The following is a 16,060-nucleotide window of genomic DNA, read 5'->3' on the forward strand; positions in this document are numbered from 1 at the left end:
CCTCCCTGTCTGTCTGGGCTTCCTCTCTGCGAAAGTATCCACGGGGGGAGGCAGCCGCGGAACGCGGATGCCGAGGGGGGCAGACAGCCCCCCTTTTTACACCGGTCAGAATTCAACTCCGGCCTGAGCCTTGATGCCGGACCGGAAGGGGTGCTTGACCAGCGTCATCTCGGTCACAAGATCCGCCGCTTCGATCAGCTTGTCCGATGCGTTGCGCCCGGTCAGCACCACATGGGTCAGCGGCGGTTTTTCGGCGGCGAGGAACGCCAGCACCTCGTCGATATCGAGGTAATCATAGCGCAGGGCAATGTTGATCTCGTCCAACAGCACCATGCGGATGGAGGGGTTGCGAATCAGCTCCTGGGCCTTCTCCCAGCCCGCCCGCGCCGCCGCGATGTCGCGCGCCTTGTCCTGGGTTTCCCAGGTGAAGCCTTCGCCCATCGCGTGAAATTCGCACAGGTCAGCGAAATGGGTGGTCAGAAGGCGCCGCTCGCCGGTGTCCCACGCGCCCTTGATGAACTGCACCACCGCCGAGGGCATGCCATGCGCCACGCAGCGCAGGATCATCCCGAAGCCGCTGGAGGATTTCCCCTTGCCCGCCCCGGTGTGGACGATGATCAACCCCTTCTCGCCCGCCTTGCCCGCCATGATCTTGTCGCGCGCGGCCTTCTTCTTGGCCATCTTCGAGGCGTGCCGCGCCAGATCGGCTTCGGCTTCGGCGTCGACTTCGGGGGCGGGTGTCGGTTCGGGATCGGTCATGGTCGGTCGTGTCCTTGACAAGGATGGCGGTCATGGCGCAGGTGGAATGCGTGTTGGTTCCTGTCTATGACAGGCGAAGAGGGAATGCGACAGGGAGCGAAACCCCCAAAGCGCAGCCGCCCCCGCGACCGTGACCGGAAAGGTCCCTGACGCCACTGCGCGCAAGCGTGGGAAGGCGAGGGGCCGTTGGGCAACCGCCCTCAATCCGCAAGTCGGGAGACCTGCCAGCACAGGCGACTGAACCGGCGGACGGGGTGTTCCGCGACCGGCAGACGGATGCGATGTCGCGTCCTTCTCTGGCCCATCCCCGATGTCATTGAGGATTGGGCATGACGGCCACGCTTTATGTCTGCACCACCTGCAAGCGGGGCGAGCCCGTGCCCGACGGCACACCGAAACCCGGTGCTGACTTGCATGCGGCCTTGCTGGCCGCCGGCGCCCCCGCAGGTGTCCGCATCGTCGGGGTCGAGTGTCTTTCGGCCTGCAACACCGGCTGCGCGGTGTCGCTTTCGATGCCCGGCGCGTGGTCCTACGTCTATGGTCGCCTCGGGGCCGAGAACGCCGCCGACATTCTGGACGGGGCCGCGAAATATGCGGCCACCGCCGACGGCATAGTCCCGTGGCGCGAGCGTCCCGTCATCTTCCGCAAGCAAAGCATCGCCCGCGTACCGCCACAATTTCCCCCGCAAGAGGCCGCCGAATGACCGACCTGACCAAAATCCCCGTCACCGTGATCACCGGCTTTCTGGGTGCGGGGAAGACCACACTGATCCGCCACCTGATGCAGAACCCGCAGGGCAAGCGGCTCGCAATCCTCGTCAACGAGTTCGGCACAGTTGGCGTCGATGGCGACATCCTGAAATCCTGCGCCGATGACAACTGCCCAGTGGAAAACATCGTCGAGCTTGCCAACGGCTGCATCTGCTGCACCGTGGCCGACGACTTCATCCCCACCATCGAAGCCTTGATGGCGATGCCTGTCCGCCCTGATCACATCCTGATCGAAACCTCTGGTCTGGCCCTGCCGAAGCCGCTCCTCAAGGCCTTCGACTGGCCTGCGATCCGCAGCCGCATCACGGTTGACGGCGTCATCGCGCTGGCCGATGCCGAGGCAGTGGCGGCGGGCCGGTTCGCGCCTGACGTTGCTGCCGTCGACGCGCAGCGTGCGGCGGACCCCTCGCTGGATCACGAAACGCCGCTGTCGGAGGTGTTCGAAGACCAGATCCTCTGCGCCGACCTGATCCTCTTGTCGAAGGCCGATCTGGCGGGCGAGGCGGGGCTTGCCGCCGCGCGCGCCGTGATCACGGCCGAGATGACCCGCACGGTGCCGATGCTTTCGATGACCGAAGGCGTCATCGACCCGCGGCTGATCCTTGGCCTCAATGCCGCAGCCGAGGATGATCTTGCCGCGCGACCTTCGCACCATGATGGCGAGGATGGCCATGAACATGACGACTTTGACACCATCGTCGTCGATCTGCCCGAGGTGGCCGACCCCGAGGCGCTGGCCGCCGCTATCGTGCGGCTGGCCGAGGAGCAGAAGATCCTGCGGGTGAAGGGTCATGTCGCGGTCACGGGCAAGCCGATGCGGATGCTGGTGCAAGCCGTCGGTGGCCGGGTGCGGATGCAGTATGACCGTCCGTGGGGCACCGCGCCGCGTCGGTCGCAGCTGGTGGTGATCGCCGAGCATGACGACATCGACGAAGCGGCGATCCGCAAGGTCCTTGGTGCCTGAGATGAACGAGCTTTCCACCCTGTTTCGCCGTGTGGCGCCTCCCTCCCCCCATTGCGGGCGAGGGCTGGGGTGGGGGGGCCTGCGCTGCACAGGCCCAAGGGGGCGCTGAACGATGCACGTCGTCTTCCGCGAAAGCCACGGGCTGGAGGAAACGGAAACCCCGTTCGATCTAGGTCAGGACCCGGCCGATCTGGTGGTGCTGTCGTTTTCTGACAGTGACTTGGGCGCTTTCGCGGCGGGGTGGCAGCGCGGACGGGCCAGCCTGCCGTCGCTGCGGCTGGGCAACATCATCGCGCTGAAGCATCCCCTGTCGGTCGACACCTATGTCGAAAAGACGCTGCATGGCGCCAAGGCCATTCTTGTGCGCCTGATCGGCGGCGAGGCGTATTGGCCTTACGGTCTGGCCGCCTTGCAGGATCTGGCGCGGCGCAGGTCGATCGCGCTGGCGGTGCTGCCCGCCGATGGCAGGCCGGATGCGCGGCTGGATGCCCTGTCGACCCTGCCGGTGTCGACGCTGCGTCGGCTGCAAGACCTGTGCGATGCCGGTGGTGCGGTGGCGGCACAGGCGGCGCTGGCGCAACTGGCGCTGGCGGCGGGGCTTTATGCCGGGCCGGTCGTTGGCGACAAATCGGTGCCCGACATGGGCTTTTACGACCCCGCTCGCGGTGTGGTCGCAGCGCCGGCCGGGGACCGCCCGGTGCTGGTGGCGTTCTACCGGTCCTACCTTACCGCTGGCGATACCGCGCCGGTCGATGCGCTTATCACCGCCCTGCGCGAGGCCGGGTTTGCCGCCTATGGCGCCTTTGCCCCCAGCCTGAAGGCACCGGGCGTAGGCGATTGGCTGCGCGCCCACGTTGCCACGCATCCGCCCGTGGCCGTCGTCAACGCAACAGCGTTTTCAGCGCAGGGCGAGGATGGCCGCACGCCCTTCGATGGCGCGGACTGCCCGGCGTTTCAGGTGGCGCTGTCGACTGCGCGGCGGCGCGACTGGGCTGCTTCGGACCGTGGCCTTTCGCCCGCCGACCTTGCGATGCATGTTGTTCTGCCCGAGGTGGACGGACGGCTTTTCGCTGGCATCGTCAGCTTCAAGAGCCCCGGCAAGCGCGACCCCGACCTGCAGTTCTCGCGCTTTGGCCACCGGGCCGAGGCGGGGCGGATCGCGGCGGTGGTAGAACGCGTCCGGGCATGGCACAGCCTTGCCTCCACCCCTGCCGCCGACCGCAGGCTTGCTGTTGTCCTGTCTACCTATCCCGGCCGCGCGCACCAGATGGCCCATGCCGTCGGCCTTGATGCGCTGGCCTCGACCGAGGCGCTTTTGTCCACCCTTGCGGCGGATGGCTATGACGCGCCGGCTGGTGCATCTCTGCCGGAGGCCTTGTGTGAAACGATCCACTGGCCGCTAGCCGAGTATCGCGCCGCCCTTGCAACCCTGCCTGAGCCCCTTCGCACCACGCTGGCAGCCTGGGGCGAGCCGGAGGCCGACCCCGCCTGCCGCGACGGTGCCTTCCACTTCGCCGCCACCCGCCGTGGCCACATGCTCATCGCCCTGCAACCCGAACGCGGCGATCTTCCCCGGCGCGACGAAGACTACCACGACCTCTCGCGCACGCCTCGCCACGGCTACGTCGCCTTCTACCTCTGGCTGCGCTCGCAGGGTCTCCACGCGCTCGTCCACATGGGCGCGCATGGCACGCTGGAATGGCTGCCTGGGAAATCAGTGGCGCTGTCTGACGCCTGCTGGCCCGAGGCGCTGATCGGCCCCTTGCCGGTGATCTACCCCTTCATCGTCAACGACCCCGGCGAGGCGGCACAGGCCAAGCGGCGTATCGGCGCGCTGACGCTGGGCCACCTGCCGCCACCGATGGTCGCCTCCTCGCTGCCCGAAGGGATGGGTCGGCTGGAACGGCTGCTTGATGAATACTCCACCGCTGACGGCCTCGATCCCGCCCGCCGTAATCGGCTTGTCGCCGCGATCCGCGACGAGGCGCAGGCCTCGGGCGTGGCCGAAGATCTGGGCCTTCCGCCGGATGCCACACCTGCCGAGGCGATCACCCGGATCGACCGCTTTGTCTGCGACATCAAGGAAAGCCAGTTCGGCCACGGGCTGCATGTGCTGGGCAGTGGCGCGGGCGAACGCGACGGGATGCTGGCCGCCCTTGCAGGCCGCCGCGTGGCACCCGGTCCGGCAGGCTCGCCCTATCGCGGACGGTCTGACGTGCTGCCGACCGGGCGCAACCTTTACAGCGTCGATCCCCGCGCGGTGCCGTCGCGCAATGCCCATGCGCAGGGCGTCAAGCTGGCCGAGGAGCTGGTCCGCCGCCACCTGCAGGACCACGGCGACTATCCGCGCGGGCTGGTGGTCGATCTCTGGGGCTCGGCCACCATGCGCACGGCGGGTGAAGAGTTCGCAATGGCGCTGCATCTTGCGGGCCTCAGCCCCCGCTGGGATGAAGGTTCCGCCCGCGTATCGGGGTTCGAGATCGTCCCGCTGGCGCTGCTCGGGCGGCCCCGCATCGACGTCACGCTCCGGGTGTCGGGCCTTTTCCGCGACGTCTTCCCCGGTCTGGCACAACTGTTCGAGGCGGGGGCCGAGGCGCTGTCCCTGCGCGACGAGGCGGCTGAGGATAATCCCTACGCCGCCCGCGCCGCGCGGGTGTTTGGCCCGCAGCCGGGGCAATACGGGCTTGGCATGGGCACCGCCGCCGACACCTTCACCGATGCCGCGCGGGCCGAGGCGGGCGAGGCATGGCTGCGCGCGTCGGCCTGGTCGATCGGGACGGACGGCCAATCCACCCTGAACCGCGAAGGGATCGAGGCGCGGGTCAAGGCGGCGGATGCCTTCGTCCACCCGCAAGACCTGCCGGAAACCGACGTGCTGATGGCCGCCGATTACGCAGCGCACGAGGCGGGCTTTGCCGCTGCCGTGGCGCGGCTTGGCGGGCAGGCGCCGACGCTTTATCACCTCGACGCCACGCGCCCGGACACCCCCCGCGCCCGCACCCTGACCGAGGAAATCGCCCGCGTGGTGCGCGCCCGCGCGGCCAACCCTGAGTGGGCTTCGGGCATGATGAACCACGGCTACCGGGGGGCCGCGGAAATCGCCGCCACGCTCGACCACATGGCCGCCTTCGCGCATCTGGCCCAAGTGGTGCCGCCGCATCTTTTCGACCTTTACCACGAGGCCACGCTGGGCCGCGAGGAAGTGCGCGACTTCCTCGCCCGCGAAAATCCGGCGGCACTTGCGGCAATGGAAGACCTGTTCCGCCGCCTGCGCGATGCCGGGCTGTGGCTGACCCGGCGCAATTCCATCGCGGCGGTGCTGGCATGACAGCGTGGCAGGTCAAGGGTTGGTGCCCCGGTGCCTTGCGCCCGATGGCCTCGGGCGACGGGTTGATCGTGCGCGTCAGGCCCCCCGGCGGGCGGCTGTCGCCAACGCAAGCCGATGCCATCGCGCGTGCGGCGCTGGCGCATGGCAACGGGGTCATCGACCTTTCCGCCCGGGCGAACCTGCAACTGCGCGGCGTAACCGAAGCCTTGCATGGGCCGCTGATCGCAGATCTCCGGGCGCATGGGTTGATTGACCGCGATGTCGAGACGGAACAGTTGCGCAACCTGATCGTGACGCCGTTCCGCGCGACGCCATCACCAGGCGTGGATGCCCTTGCCGCCACGCTGACCGAGGCGCTGGCCCGGATGCCCGGCTTGCCCGGAAAGTTCGGCTTTGCGCTGGATGCCGGGCCGAGCCCGGTGCTGTCGGGCGCGTCGGCGGACATCCGGGTGGAGCGGGCGGCGGACGGGCGGCTGATCCTGCGGCCTGACGGTTACGGGCTTGGTCGCGTCGTCGCCGATCTGGCGCAGGACGCAGTCAGCCTTGCGCAATGGTTCGTCGCGTCGGGCGGAGTTGTCGGTGGCCGGGGTCGGATGGCTGCGCTGATCGGTCGGGGCGCGGTGCCACCCGGCTGTGATACGGCCCCCGCCGCACCCCTGCCGCAGCCAACCCCCGGCCTTCACCCCGAGGGGGTTCTGGTCGCGCTGGCCTTCGGCCAGATGCGCGCCGAAACGCTGATCGCGCTGGCCGCCCTTGGCCATGAGATCCGCCCGACGCCGTGGCGGATGCTGTTCCTTGCGGGGGCCACGCAGATCCCGGCGATAGCGGGTCTTGTCACCGATCCGGCAGACCCCATGCTTCGCGTGACCGCCTGCACCGGAGCGCCGGGCTGCCCGCAGGCGTTGGGCGAGACGCGAACCCTTGCGCGCAGCCTTGCCGAGCTGGTGCCTGCGGGCAGCGTGCTGCATGTCTCTGGTTGCGCCAAGGGCTGCGCCCATCCGGCGCCCGCCGACCTGACGCTGATCGCTTCGCCAGGGGGTTTCGGCCTTGTGCGCGGCGGAACCGCATCCGATACCCCGGTTCTGACAGGGTTGATGCCCGTCGACCTTCCCGACCTTCTGAAGGCCCCCCATGCCCCACCTTTATGAAACCAATGGCGCTGCGATCTACGTGCAGTCCTTCGCGATGATCCGCGCCGAGGCCGATCTGGCGCGCTTCACGCCCGAAGAAGAGGTCGTCGCCGTCCGAATGATCCACGCTGCCGGAATGGTCGATCTGGCGCCGCATATCCGCTTCAGCCCCGGCATGGCGATTGCCGCGCGCGCGGCTTTGGAGGCTGGCGCGCCGATCCTGTGCGATGTGCGCATGGTCAGCGAAGGCATCACCCGCAAGCGACTGCCGGCCAACAACGAGATCATCTGCACCCTGCAAGACCCGTCCGTCCCGGCGCTGGCGGCGAAGATCGGCAACACCCGGTCGGCGGCGGCGGTGGAACTATGGCGGCCACATCTGGCAGGCGCCGTGGTGGCAATCGGCAACGCGCCGACCGCGCTCTTTCACCTGTTGAACATGCTGGAAGACCCGGCCTGCCCGCGCCCCGCCGCGATCATCGGCTGCCCGGTCGGGTTCGTGGGCGCGGCGGAATCGAAAGAGGAGCTGATCGCGTCACCCCCGGTGCCAAGCCTGATCGTCGCCGGGCGGCTTGGTGGCAGCGCGATCACCGTCGCCGCCATCAACGCGCTGGCAAGCCGGAAGGAATGAGCATGGGCCCCGTGATCGGGAAAGTGATATGTGCGGGCCTCGGCCCCGGCGACCCCGACCTGATGAGCCTGCGAGCCGCCCGCGCGATCGGTGCCGCGCGGCATGTGGCCTATTTCCGCAAGGCCGGCAGGCCGGGACAGGCGCGGCGCATTGTCGAGGGGATGCTGGCGGCGGGTGTCACGGAATACCCGATGGAATACCCGGTCACGACCGAACTGCCGTTCGACGGCGAGGACTACCGGCTGGCCCTGGCGGAGTTTTACGACAACTGGGCCGACCGGTTGGAAACCCTGTGCCAAAGCGATGACGTGCTTGTGCTGTGCGAGGGCGACCCGTTCTTCTACGGCTCGTTCATGCATCTCCACAGCCGGTTGCAGGGCCGGGTGCCGGTAGAGGTGATCCCGGGCATTACCGGCATGACCGGCTGCTGGACCGCGACCGACACCCCGATCACCTGGGGCGACGATGTGCTGACGGTGCTGATGGGCACATTGCCGGAAGATGATCTGGTGCAGCACATGACCACGGCGGATGCGCTGGTGGTGATGAAGACCGGGCGCAACCTGCCGCGCGTGCGCCGCGCGCTGGAACGCGCCGGGCGGCTGGATGCGGCATGGCTGGTGGAACGCGGCACGATGCCCAACCAGCGCATCGCACGGCTTGTCGATGTGGATGCGGCCGATTGCCCCTATTTCGCGATCGTGCTGGTGCATGGCCACGGTCGGCGGCCGGAGATCCCGGAATGAGAGAAGCGGAGCGCCTTTTGCCGACACCGGGGGTTTCACACCCCCCAGTCCATTGGTTTCTTGAACCAATCGCGAAACCAACGGACTACCCGGTCGGATTTTTCTCGAAACGGAAAGCCGGATGAACGGCAGCCTTTTCATAGCCGGGCTTGGGCCGGGCGATGAGGCGATGATTACGCCGGAGGTCACGGCCGCGCTGGCTGAGGCAACCGACGTGGTGGGCTACATTCCCTACGTTGCGCGCGTCGCAGCGCGGGAGGGTTTGACGCTGCATCCATCGGACAATCGGGTGGAGATGGACCGCGCACGCGCCGCCCTTGCGATGGCGGCGGCGGGGCGGCGTGTAGTGATCGTGTCGTCCGGTGATCCGGGTGTGTTCGCGATGGCCTCGGCGGTGTTCGAGGCGATGGAGGGCATGCCGGATTGGCAGGGCCTTGATGTGCGGGTGCTGCCGGGGATCACCGCGATGCTGGCGGCGGCGGCGGCGGCGGGCGCGCCTCTGGGCCATGATTTCTGCTGCATCAACCTGTCGGACAACCTGAAACCGTGGGAGGTGATCGAGGCCCGTCTGCGCCATGCGGCGCAAGCCGATTTCGCCATGGCCTTCTATAACCCGCGTTCGGCAAGCCGGCCCGACACTTTTGCAAGGACGCTGGACGTGCTTCGGGAGGAGTGCGGGCCGGACCGTCTGATCCTGTTTGCCCGCGCAGTTTCCACCTCGGATGAGGCGATATCCAGCGTCACGCTGGGGGATGCCACGCCCGAGATGGCCGACATGCGCACCGTCGTGATCGTGGGAAACTCGGCCACCCGGCGGGTCGGGCGCTGGGTCTATACACCAAGGCGGGCGGTGTGATGCAGCCAGTCCATCGCCGCCTTGACCGACGTGACCACCTGCCGCTTCGGCAGCCGTGGCCGGTCGATCATCAGGACCGGCAAGCCCAAGGCGCGGGCGGCGGCGATCTTGGCTACCGCGCCCTTGCCACCGGCGTTCTTGGCAACAATCACCTCGGTCTGGTGCTGGCGCAGAAGCGCGGTATCGCCGGCCACGTCGAACGGCCCACGCGCCACGATCACTTCGGCGTCGGGCAGGGTAAGCGGGCCGGTCGGCGCATCGACAAGGCGCAGAAGGTAGCGGTGCTGCGGCTGGGAGGCAAAGGGGTCCAGATGCTGCCGCCCGATGGCAAGGAACACGCGGCGCGGCGGGCCGGACAGCGCGGCGACGGCGGCTGGTATGTCCGCGACATGGCTCCAGCGGTCGCCTTCGCCCGCCACCCAAGGGGCGCGTTCGAGGGCGAGGAGCGGCGTTCCGGTCGCGGTGCAGGCGGCAACGGCATTGCCGCTCATCTGCGCGGCGAAGGGATGGGTGGCGTCGATCACGTGGCTGATCGCTTCGGCCTTGAGATAGGCGCAAAGCCCTTCGACGCCGCCAAAGCCACCCACCCGCATGTGGATCGGCTGGTCCAGCGGCGCCTCCGTCCTGCCTGCGTAGGAATAGATGCCCGGCAGGCCCGCCTCGGCGATGGCGCGCGCCAGAAGGCCCGCCTCGGTGGTGCCGCCGAGCAGAAGGATGCGTGTCATGTCTGACCCCTGGCTGACCATCATCGGTCTGGGCGAAGATGGACCGGCGGGCCTGTCCGCCGCAAGCCGTGAAGCGCTGTTGGCGGCCGAGGTGGTGTTCGGCGGGCCGCGGCACTTGGCGCTAGCGGGGGTTCAGGGCCGGCCTTGGACGGTGCCATTCGACGTGACCCCGGTTCTGGCCGAACGTGGGCGGCGGGTGGCGGTTCTGGTATCGGGCGATCCGTTCTGGTTCGGCGCGGGCGGGTCGCTGATGCCGCATCTGGCGCCGGGTGAATGGGTGTCGCATCCGCAGCCGTCGACCTTTTCGCTGGCGGCAAACCGGCTTGGCTGGCGGCTGGAAGAGGTGCTGTGCCTTGGCCTGCATGCCGCCCCCCTAGCCCGATTGGCCCCCGTTCTGGGCCGTGGGGTGCGCGCGATCTGCCTGCTGCGTGACGGTGCTGCGGTGGGCGAGTTGGCAGCCTATCTTACCGAAACCGGCTTCGGCGCCTCAGCACTGGTGGTGCTTGAGGCGCTTGGCGGCCCGCGCGAACGGGTGCGCCGGACGACCGCGCAAGCGATGGACCTCGCCGATATCGCCGCCCCCGTGGCCGTGGCGATCGAGGCGGTCGGGGCCGGTCTGCCACGCGCCTCGGGCCTGCCGGACGCGTTTTTCCAGCATGACGGCCAGATCACCAAGCGACCGGTGCGCGCGTTGACGCTTTCGGCGCTGGCGCCGCGGGCGGGCGAGGTGTTGTGGGATATCGGCGCGGGCTCGGGTTCGATCGGGATCGAATGGCTGTTGGCAGGGGCCGCGCAGTGCCATGCCGTCGAGGCCGATGCCACCCGCGCCGCCCGTGCCGTCGTCAATGCCGACCGCTTTGGTCTCGGTCATCGCTACAGCCTGACCTGTCATGCCGCGCCCGAAGGCCTCGATAGCTTGCCGCGCCCGGATGCGGTGTTCGTCGGTGGCGGCGCTACCGAGGCGCTTCTGGCGCGGCTTTGGGCGCTGCTGCCCGGCGGCACGCGGCTTGTCATCAATGCCGTGACGCTGGAAACCGAGGCCTTGCTGCTTGGCTGGTCGGCCCGCCACGGTGGCGAGTTGTTGCGCATCGAACTGGCCGAGGCCGCGCCCTTGGGCACCAAGCGTGGCTGGCGGGCGGCGATGCCCATCATGCAGTGGAGCGTGGTGCGATGAGGGTGGCAGGGTTTGGTTTTCGCAAGGGCGCGACCGAGGCGGCGTTGCGCGATGCGCTGATGCGGGTTGGTGGGCCGGATGGCGTGACGATGGTTGCCACCGTTGCTGACAAGGCCGGAGGGTTGCGCAATTTTGCCCGCAGCCTCGGGCTGCCGTTGGTCGCCGTGCCGCCCGGTGATCTGCCGGGGCAGGCGGTCGCCACGCGATCGGCTCGCGTGACGGCGCTTTACGGCACCGGATCTCTGGCCGAGGCGGCGGCATTGGCCGCAGCGGGGCCGGGCGCGCGGCTGATCGCGCCCCGCGCGCAATCGGCAGACGGAACCGCCACTGCCGCCATTGCCGAAGGGGCCAAGCCATGACCGTTCATTTCATCGGCGCAGGCCCGGGAGCGCCCGACCTTCTGACCCTGCGCGGCCGCGACCTGATCGCCGCCTCGCCGGTCTGCCTTTACGCGGGTTCGCTGATCCCGCAGGCGATCCTCGGCCATTGCCCGCCCGGTTGCCGCATCGTCAACACCGCGCCGATGAGCCTTGACGAGATCATCGCGGAAATCGCCAGCGCCCATGCGCAAGGGCACGACATCGCGCGGCTTCATTCCGGCGATCTGTCGGTCTGGTCGGCGATGGGCGAACAATTGCGACGCTTGCGTGAACTGCGCATCCCCTACGACGTGACGCCGGGCGTGCCTTCGTTCGCGGCAGCGGCGGCCACGCTCGGGGCCGAACTTACCTTGCCGGGGCTGGCGCAATCGGTGGTACTGACCCGCACCGAAGGCCGCGCAACCAAGATGCCCCCGCGCGAAACGCTGGCCGCCTTCGGCGCCACCGGGGCGACGCTGGCGCTGCACCTGTCGATCCACCTTCTGGACAAGGTGGTGGCCGACCTTGCCCCGCATTACGGCCTCGATTGCCCGGTCGCCGTGGTCTGGCGCGCCAGTTGGCCCGACGAGTGCATCATCCGCGCCACGCTTGGCACATTGGTTGCCGCGGTCCCCGCCGAGGTGGAGCGGACCGCGCTGATCCTGATCGGCCCCGCGCTGGCCGCCGAAGGGTTCGAGGAAAGCCGTCTTTACGCGGGCGATTACGACCGCCGCTACCGCCCCGTTGGCACCGACCCGCGCTTTCCCGGCACCGGATCATGACACCCGGCCTGCTCATCTCCGCCCCGTCCTCGGGCAGCGGCAAGACCACGCTGATGCTGGGCCTGTTGCGCGCCCTGCGCGACCGGGGCCTCATGGTGCAGCCGCTGAAAAGCGGGCCGGATTACATCGACCCCGCGTTCCACACGGCGGCCTCCGGCCAGCCCTCGCGCAATCTCGACAGTTGGGCCATGTCGCCGGCGATGATCGCCGGGCTGGCTGACGCACCGGGGGCCGACCTGGTGCTGGCCGAAGGCTCGATGGGCCTTTTCGACGGCGTGGCCAAACCGGGCGAGGCGGGCACCGGTGCCAGCGCCGATGTGGCGGCACTCATGGGCTGGCCAGTGGTTCTGGTGATCGACGTGTCGGGGCAGGCGCAGACGGCGGGCGCCATCGCGCGCGGGCTGGCGGGGTTCCGCGCCGGGGTTACAATCGCCGGGGTCGTCCTGAACCGCGTCGCCAGCCCACGGCACGAGGCGCTGGTGCGTGTCGGCATGGCCGAGGCGGGCGTGACCGTGTTCGGCGCGCTGCCGAAACAGGCCAGCATCGCGGTGCCGGAACGTCACCTCGGGCTGGTACAGGCCGAAGAACACCCGGCCCTTGAGGCGCTGATCACCCAAGCCGCCGCCTTGGTGCGCGAGCGGCTGGATCTGGACGCGCTTCTGGCCGCAGCCGCCGCCCACCCCGCGCAGACCGCTGGCACCGCGCGTATCCGCCCACCCGGCCAGCGCATCGCGCTTGCCCGCGACGCCGCGTTTTCCTTCGTCTACCCGCATCTCATCGACGGCTGGCGCAAGGCCGGGGCCGAAATCCTGCCGTTCTCGCCCCTTGCGGATCAGCCGCCCGACCCCGCAGCCGATACCTGCTGGCTTCCGGGCGGCTACCCCGAACTTCACGCCGGGGCGCTGGCCGCGGCCGATAGCTTCCGCACCGGACTAAGCGCCTTTGCCGACACCCGCCCCGTCCACGGCGAGTGCGGCGGCTACATGGCCATGGGTGCTGCGCTGATCGACAAGGATGGCACCCGGCACCGGATGGCAGGGCTGCTGGGCCTCGTCACCTCCTACGCCAGCCGCAAGATGCACCTTGGCTACCGGCAGGCCACGCTTCTCACCCCGACCCCCGGCCATGCGTCGGCAAGCCGCCTGCGCGGGCACGAGTTCCATTACTCCACCATCGTCGACCAACCCGACCCCGCGCTGGCCACCGTCACAGACGCCACCGGGGCCAGCGTCCCCGAAACCGGCTCATACCGCTTTCAACCAGGTGGCGGGCGGTCGACCGGCACCTACTTCCACCTGATCGCCGAGGCGTCATGACCGGCTTTGTCTCCTTCGTTTCCGCAGGTCCGGGCGACCCCGACCTTCTGACCGTCCGCGCCGTGCAGCGCATCGGCGCGGCGGACGCGATCCTGTATGATGACCTTTCCTCCGGCCTGATCCTAGCGCTCGCGCGACCTGGAGCAGACCTCATCGGTGTCGGCAAACGCGCGGGCCGCGCCTCGCCAAAGCAGGATCACGTCAGTCGCCTGCTGGTCGAATACGCGCTGACCGGCGCGCAAGTGGTGCGGCTGAAATCCGGCGACAGCGGCATCTTCGGCCGGCTGGAGGAGGAGCTGACCGCCGTCCACGCCGCCGGCATCGGCTGCGAGATCATTCCCGGCGTCACCTCCGCCTCGGCTGCTGCGGCGGCGGCGGGCATTCCGCTCACCCGCCGTCTGGTGTCGCAGCGCGTGCAATACATCACCGCCGCAGATACTTCCGGCCAGTTGCCGCCGGGGCTGAACATCGCGGCACTGGCCGATCCGATGGCCACAACCGTGGTGTTCATGGGCAAGCGCACCTTCCCCGCACTGGCCAAGGCGCTGGTCGCCCACGGCCTGTCGCCTGACACCCCGGCGCTGCTGGCCGAGGCGGTCAGCCAGCCAGAGCAGACCCTGACGCGCGGCACCATCGCCAGCCTTGCCGAACGGCTTTCGGGCGAACCGGGCGCGCTGCCCGGCCTGATCCTCTTTGGCCCGCTGGCCGACCCGGACGGCCTGCCATGACCACGCTGTCGCTGATCGGCATCGGCACCGGCAACCCCGACCACCTGACCGCTCAGGCGGTCAAGGCCTTGAACCGCGCCGATCTGATCCTTCTGCCGCGCAAGGGCGACGACAAGTCCGATCTTGCTGACCTCCGCCGCCAGATCGTCGCAGCCGTCGTCACCGCTCCGGTGACAGTCGCGGAATATGACGTGCCGAAACGCGCCGACCAGACCGACTATCTGAGCGCGGTGAACGATTGGCACGACGCCATCGCCGCCGTCTGGCAGGCCACCATCGACGCGCATCTGCCCAAAGGCGGGCGGGTGGCGCTGATGGTCTGGGGCGACCCGTCGCTTTATGACAGCACGCTGCGCATCGCCGCGCGGCTGCCCGGCCTGACAACCGAAGTCATCCCCGGCATCACCAGCCTGCAGGTGCTGACGGCAGCGCACGCCATCCCACTCAACGCGCTGGCCGCGCCGGTCGTCATCACCACAGGCCGCCGCCTGCGCGACGAAGGCTGGCCCCCTGCCGCAAACAGCGTCGCCGTGATGCTCGACAGTGGCGGCGCGTTTCAGGCCATTGATCCCCAAGGCGTGACCATCTGGTGGGGCGCCTATGTCGGCATGCCGCAGCAGGCGCTGATCCACGGCCCCTTGGCAGAGGTCGCGGCCCAGATCGTCGAAACCCGGGCGCGCCTGCGCGCCGAACACGGTTGGATCATGGACATTTACCTCATGCGGCGCGGCGATGAGCGTTGACGATCTGCGCCCCGCGCTTGCCCGCTATGGCCTGCCGCCCGACACGCCGCTCACCCTGCTGAACCGGTCCGAAAACGAGACCTGGCGCGCGGGCGATGCGCTGATTTTCCGCCTGCACCGCAAGGGCTACCACACCAAGGCCGAGATCGCCTCGGAACTGGCGTGGCTGACGGCGCTGCAAGGCGAAGCCGGCCTGCGCGTGGTGCGTCCCGTTGCCGACCGTGACGGCGCATTCGTCGGCCAGGCCGGCGACCGGCACCTTGTCGGCTTTGCCCCGATCCAAGGCACCGAACTGAACCCCGGCGATGACCTCTCCCACTGGTTCGCACCCTTGGGCGAGATCACCGCCCGCCTGCACGGCCAAGCCCGCCACTGGACGCCGCCCCCCGGTTTCACCCGCAAGCGGTGGGACAGCGAGACGATCCTCGGCCCCACCCCGCATTGGGGCCATTGGTGGCAGGCCGAAGGTCTGACGCCGGACGGTAGGGCGCTTCTGTCGCGCGCGGTCGATCGGCTTGCCGCCGATCTTGCCGCCTATGGCACGGGGTCTGACGTGTTCGGCCTGATCCATGCCGACCTCCGCCTTGCCAACCTGATGCGTGACGACCACGGCCTCTGGGCCATCGACTTCGACGATTGCGGCTTTGGCTGGCGGGTCTATGACCTGGCCGCCGCCGTTTCGTTCTATGAAACCGACCACCGCATCCCCGGCCTCGTCGCCGCGTGGTGCGAGGGGTATGCGCGCGCGGGCAGCCTTGGCGCTGCCGACCGTGCGATGATCCCCGCGATGATCCTCTTGCGCCGCCTTCTTCTTGGCGCATGGCTTGCCACCCGCGCCGACAGCGACACCGCCGCAGCATTGGGCGGCCCTGCCTACACCGCAGGCAGTCTTGATCTGGCCGACGCTTACTTGACCGACGGTCTGATCCGGTTCCGCGTCTGACCCAGCAAAACTGTTGAGCGCCCGCGCCGCGCCATGCTACGATTCGCGGCAGGGCAGCTTCGCTGCGCTTTCATGCCGCTATCCTGCGGCATGGCGGTCGAACCC

At 68.9% G+C, this 16,060-nt stretch carries 16 protein-coding genes and 1 riboswitch; of the genes, 14 read left to right on the plus strand and 2 right to left on the minus strand.

The window, feature by feature from the left end:
• Positions 1-105: 105 nt before the first annotated feature.
• Positions 106-759 carry a cob(I)yrinic acid a,c-diamide adenosyltransferase gene (cobO, locus tag ACROUL_RS04005; protein WP_431298257.1) on the minus strand — a complete coding sequence of 218 codons (654 nt, stop codon included), beginning with the start codon at positions 757-759 and terminating at the stop codon, positions 106-108.
• 37 nt (positions 760-796) lie between these two features.
• Positions 797-1,002, plus strand: a riboswitch (cobalamin riboswitch).
• An 86-nt stretch (positions 1,003-1,088) separates the two neighbouring features.
• Here cobO and ACROUL_RS04010 point away from each other — a divergent pair.
• The 7 genes from ACROUL_RS04010 (at position 1,089) to cobJ (ending at position 9,185) form a co-directional block, all read left to right on the plus strand.
• Complete coding sequence (locus ACROUL_RS04010; RefSeq protein WP_431298258.1) at positions 1,089-1,463, plus strand: DUF1636 family protein; 375 nt, start codon at positions 1,089-1,091, stop codon at positions 1,461-1,463.
• Positions 1,460-2,494: a cobalamin biosynthesis protein CobW gene (gene cobW / locus ACROUL_RS04015; protein ID WP_431298259.1), complete on the plus strand. Its 1,035-nt coding sequence runs from the start codon at positions 1,460-1,462 to the stop codon at positions 2,492-2,494. Before ACROUL_RS04010 ends, cobW begins: the two co-directional genes overlap by 4 nt.
• 112 nt (positions 2,495-2,606) lie before the next feature.
• Positions 2,607-5,822, plus strand: coding sequence for a cobaltochelatase subunit CobN (cobN, locus tag ACROUL_RS04020; protein ID WP_431298260.1), 3,216 nt, complete (start codon positions 2,607-2,609; stop codon positions 5,820-5,822).
• Positions 5,819-6,970, plus strand: coding sequence for a precorrin-3B synthase (gene cobG, locus ACROUL_RS04025; protein ID WP_431298261.1), 1,152 nt, complete (start codon positions 5,819-5,821; stop codon positions 6,968-6,970). Before cobN ends, cobG begins: the two co-directional genes overlap by 4 nt.
• Positions 6,954-7,583 carry a precorrin-8X methylmutase gene (locus ACROUL_RS04030; protein WP_431298262.1) on the plus strand — a complete coding sequence of 210 codons (630 nt, stop codon included), beginning with the start codon at positions 6,954-6,956 and terminating at the stop codon, positions 7,581-7,583. The genes cobG and ACROUL_RS04030 overlap by 17 nt, the downstream gene beginning before the upstream one ends.
• Before the next feature lie 14 nt (positions 7,584-7,597).
• Positions 7,598-8,329: a precorrin-2 C(20)-methyltransferase gene (locus ACROUL_RS04035; protein ID WP_431301243.1), complete on the plus strand. Its 732-nt coding sequence runs from the start codon at positions 7,598-7,600 to the stop codon at positions 8,327-8,329.
• A 121-nt stretch (positions 8,330-8,450) separates the two neighbouring features.
• Positions 8,451-9,185 (plus strand): precorrin-3B C(17)-methyltransferase, encoded by a 735-nt coding sequence (gene cobJ / locus ACROUL_RS04040; protein WP_431298263.1) that lies wholly within the window; start codon positions 8,451-8,453, stop codon positions 9,183-9,185.
• Here cobJ and ACROUL_RS04045 read toward each other — a convergent pair.
• On the minus strand, positions 9,161-9,910 hold the full coding sequence (locus ACROUL_RS04045) for a cobalt-precorrin-6A reductase (RefSeq protein WP_431298264.1): 750 nt from the start codon (positions 9,908-9,910) through the stop codon (positions 9,161-9,163). The genes cobJ and ACROUL_RS04045 overlap by 25 nt on opposite strands.
• On the opposite strand from ACROUL_RS04045, the gene cbiE reads away from it, so the two are divergent.
• Genes cbiE through ACROUL_RS04080 form a run of 7 tightly spaced genes read left to right on the plus strand, consistent with a single transcriptional unit; the run spans position 9,909 to position 15,955 of the window.
• Entirely contained in the window at positions 9,909-11,084 is a 1,176-nt protein-coding gene (cbiE, locus tag ACROUL_RS04050) for a precorrin-6y C5,15-methyltransferase (decarboxylating) subunit CbiE (protein WP_431298265.1), read from the plus strand. The genes ACROUL_RS04045 and cbiE overlap by 2 nt on opposite strands.
• Positions 11,081-11,443, plus strand: coding sequence for a cobalamin biosynthesis protein (locus tag ACROUL_RS04055; protein WP_431298266.1), 363 nt, complete (start codon positions 11,081-11,083; stop codon positions 11,441-11,443). Before cbiE ends, ACROUL_RS04055 begins: the two co-directional genes overlap by 4 nt.
• Entirely contained in the window at positions 11,440-12,225 is a 786-nt protein-coding gene (gene cobM / locus ACROUL_RS04060) for a precorrin-4 C(11)-methyltransferase (protein WP_431298267.1), read from the plus strand. The genes ACROUL_RS04055 and cobM overlap by 4 nt, the downstream gene beginning before the upstream one ends.
• Positions 12,222-13,541: a cobyrinate a,c-diamide synthase gene (locus ACROUL_RS04065; protein ID WP_431298268.1), complete on the plus strand. Its 1,320-nt coding sequence runs from the start codon at positions 12,222-12,224 to the stop codon at positions 13,539-13,541. Before cobM ends, ACROUL_RS04065 begins: the two co-directional genes overlap by 4 nt.
• Positions 13,538-14,269, plus strand: a complete 732-nt coding sequence (cobA, locus tag ACROUL_RS04070) for a uroporphyrinogen-III C-methyltransferase (RefSeq protein ID WP_431298269.1) — start codon at positions 13,538-13,540, stop codon at positions 14,267-14,269. The genes ACROUL_RS04065 and cobA overlap by 4 nt, the downstream gene beginning before the upstream one ends.
• Positions 14,266-15,012 (plus strand): precorrin-6A synthase (deacetylating), encoded by a 747-nt coding sequence (cobF, locus tag ACROUL_RS04075; protein WP_431298270.1) that lies wholly within the window; start codon positions 14,266-14,268, stop codon positions 15,010-15,012. Before cobA ends, cobF begins: the two co-directional genes overlap by 4 nt.
• Complete coding sequence (locus ACROUL_RS04080) at positions 15,002-15,955, plus strand: phosphotransferase enzyme family protein (protein WP_431298271.1); 954 nt, start codon at positions 15,002-15,004, stop codon at positions 15,953-15,955. The genes cobF and ACROUL_RS04080 overlap by 11 nt, the downstream gene beginning before the upstream one ends.
• Positions 15,956-16,060 lie beyond the last annotated feature (105 nt).

Origin of the sequence: Tabrizicola sp. BL-A-41-H6 (assembly GCF_050632395.1) — a bacterium.
In the GTDB taxonomy this organism is placed as follows: Bacteria; Pseudomonadota; Alphaproteobacteria; order Rhodobacterales; family Rhodobacteraceae; genus JAUYQR01.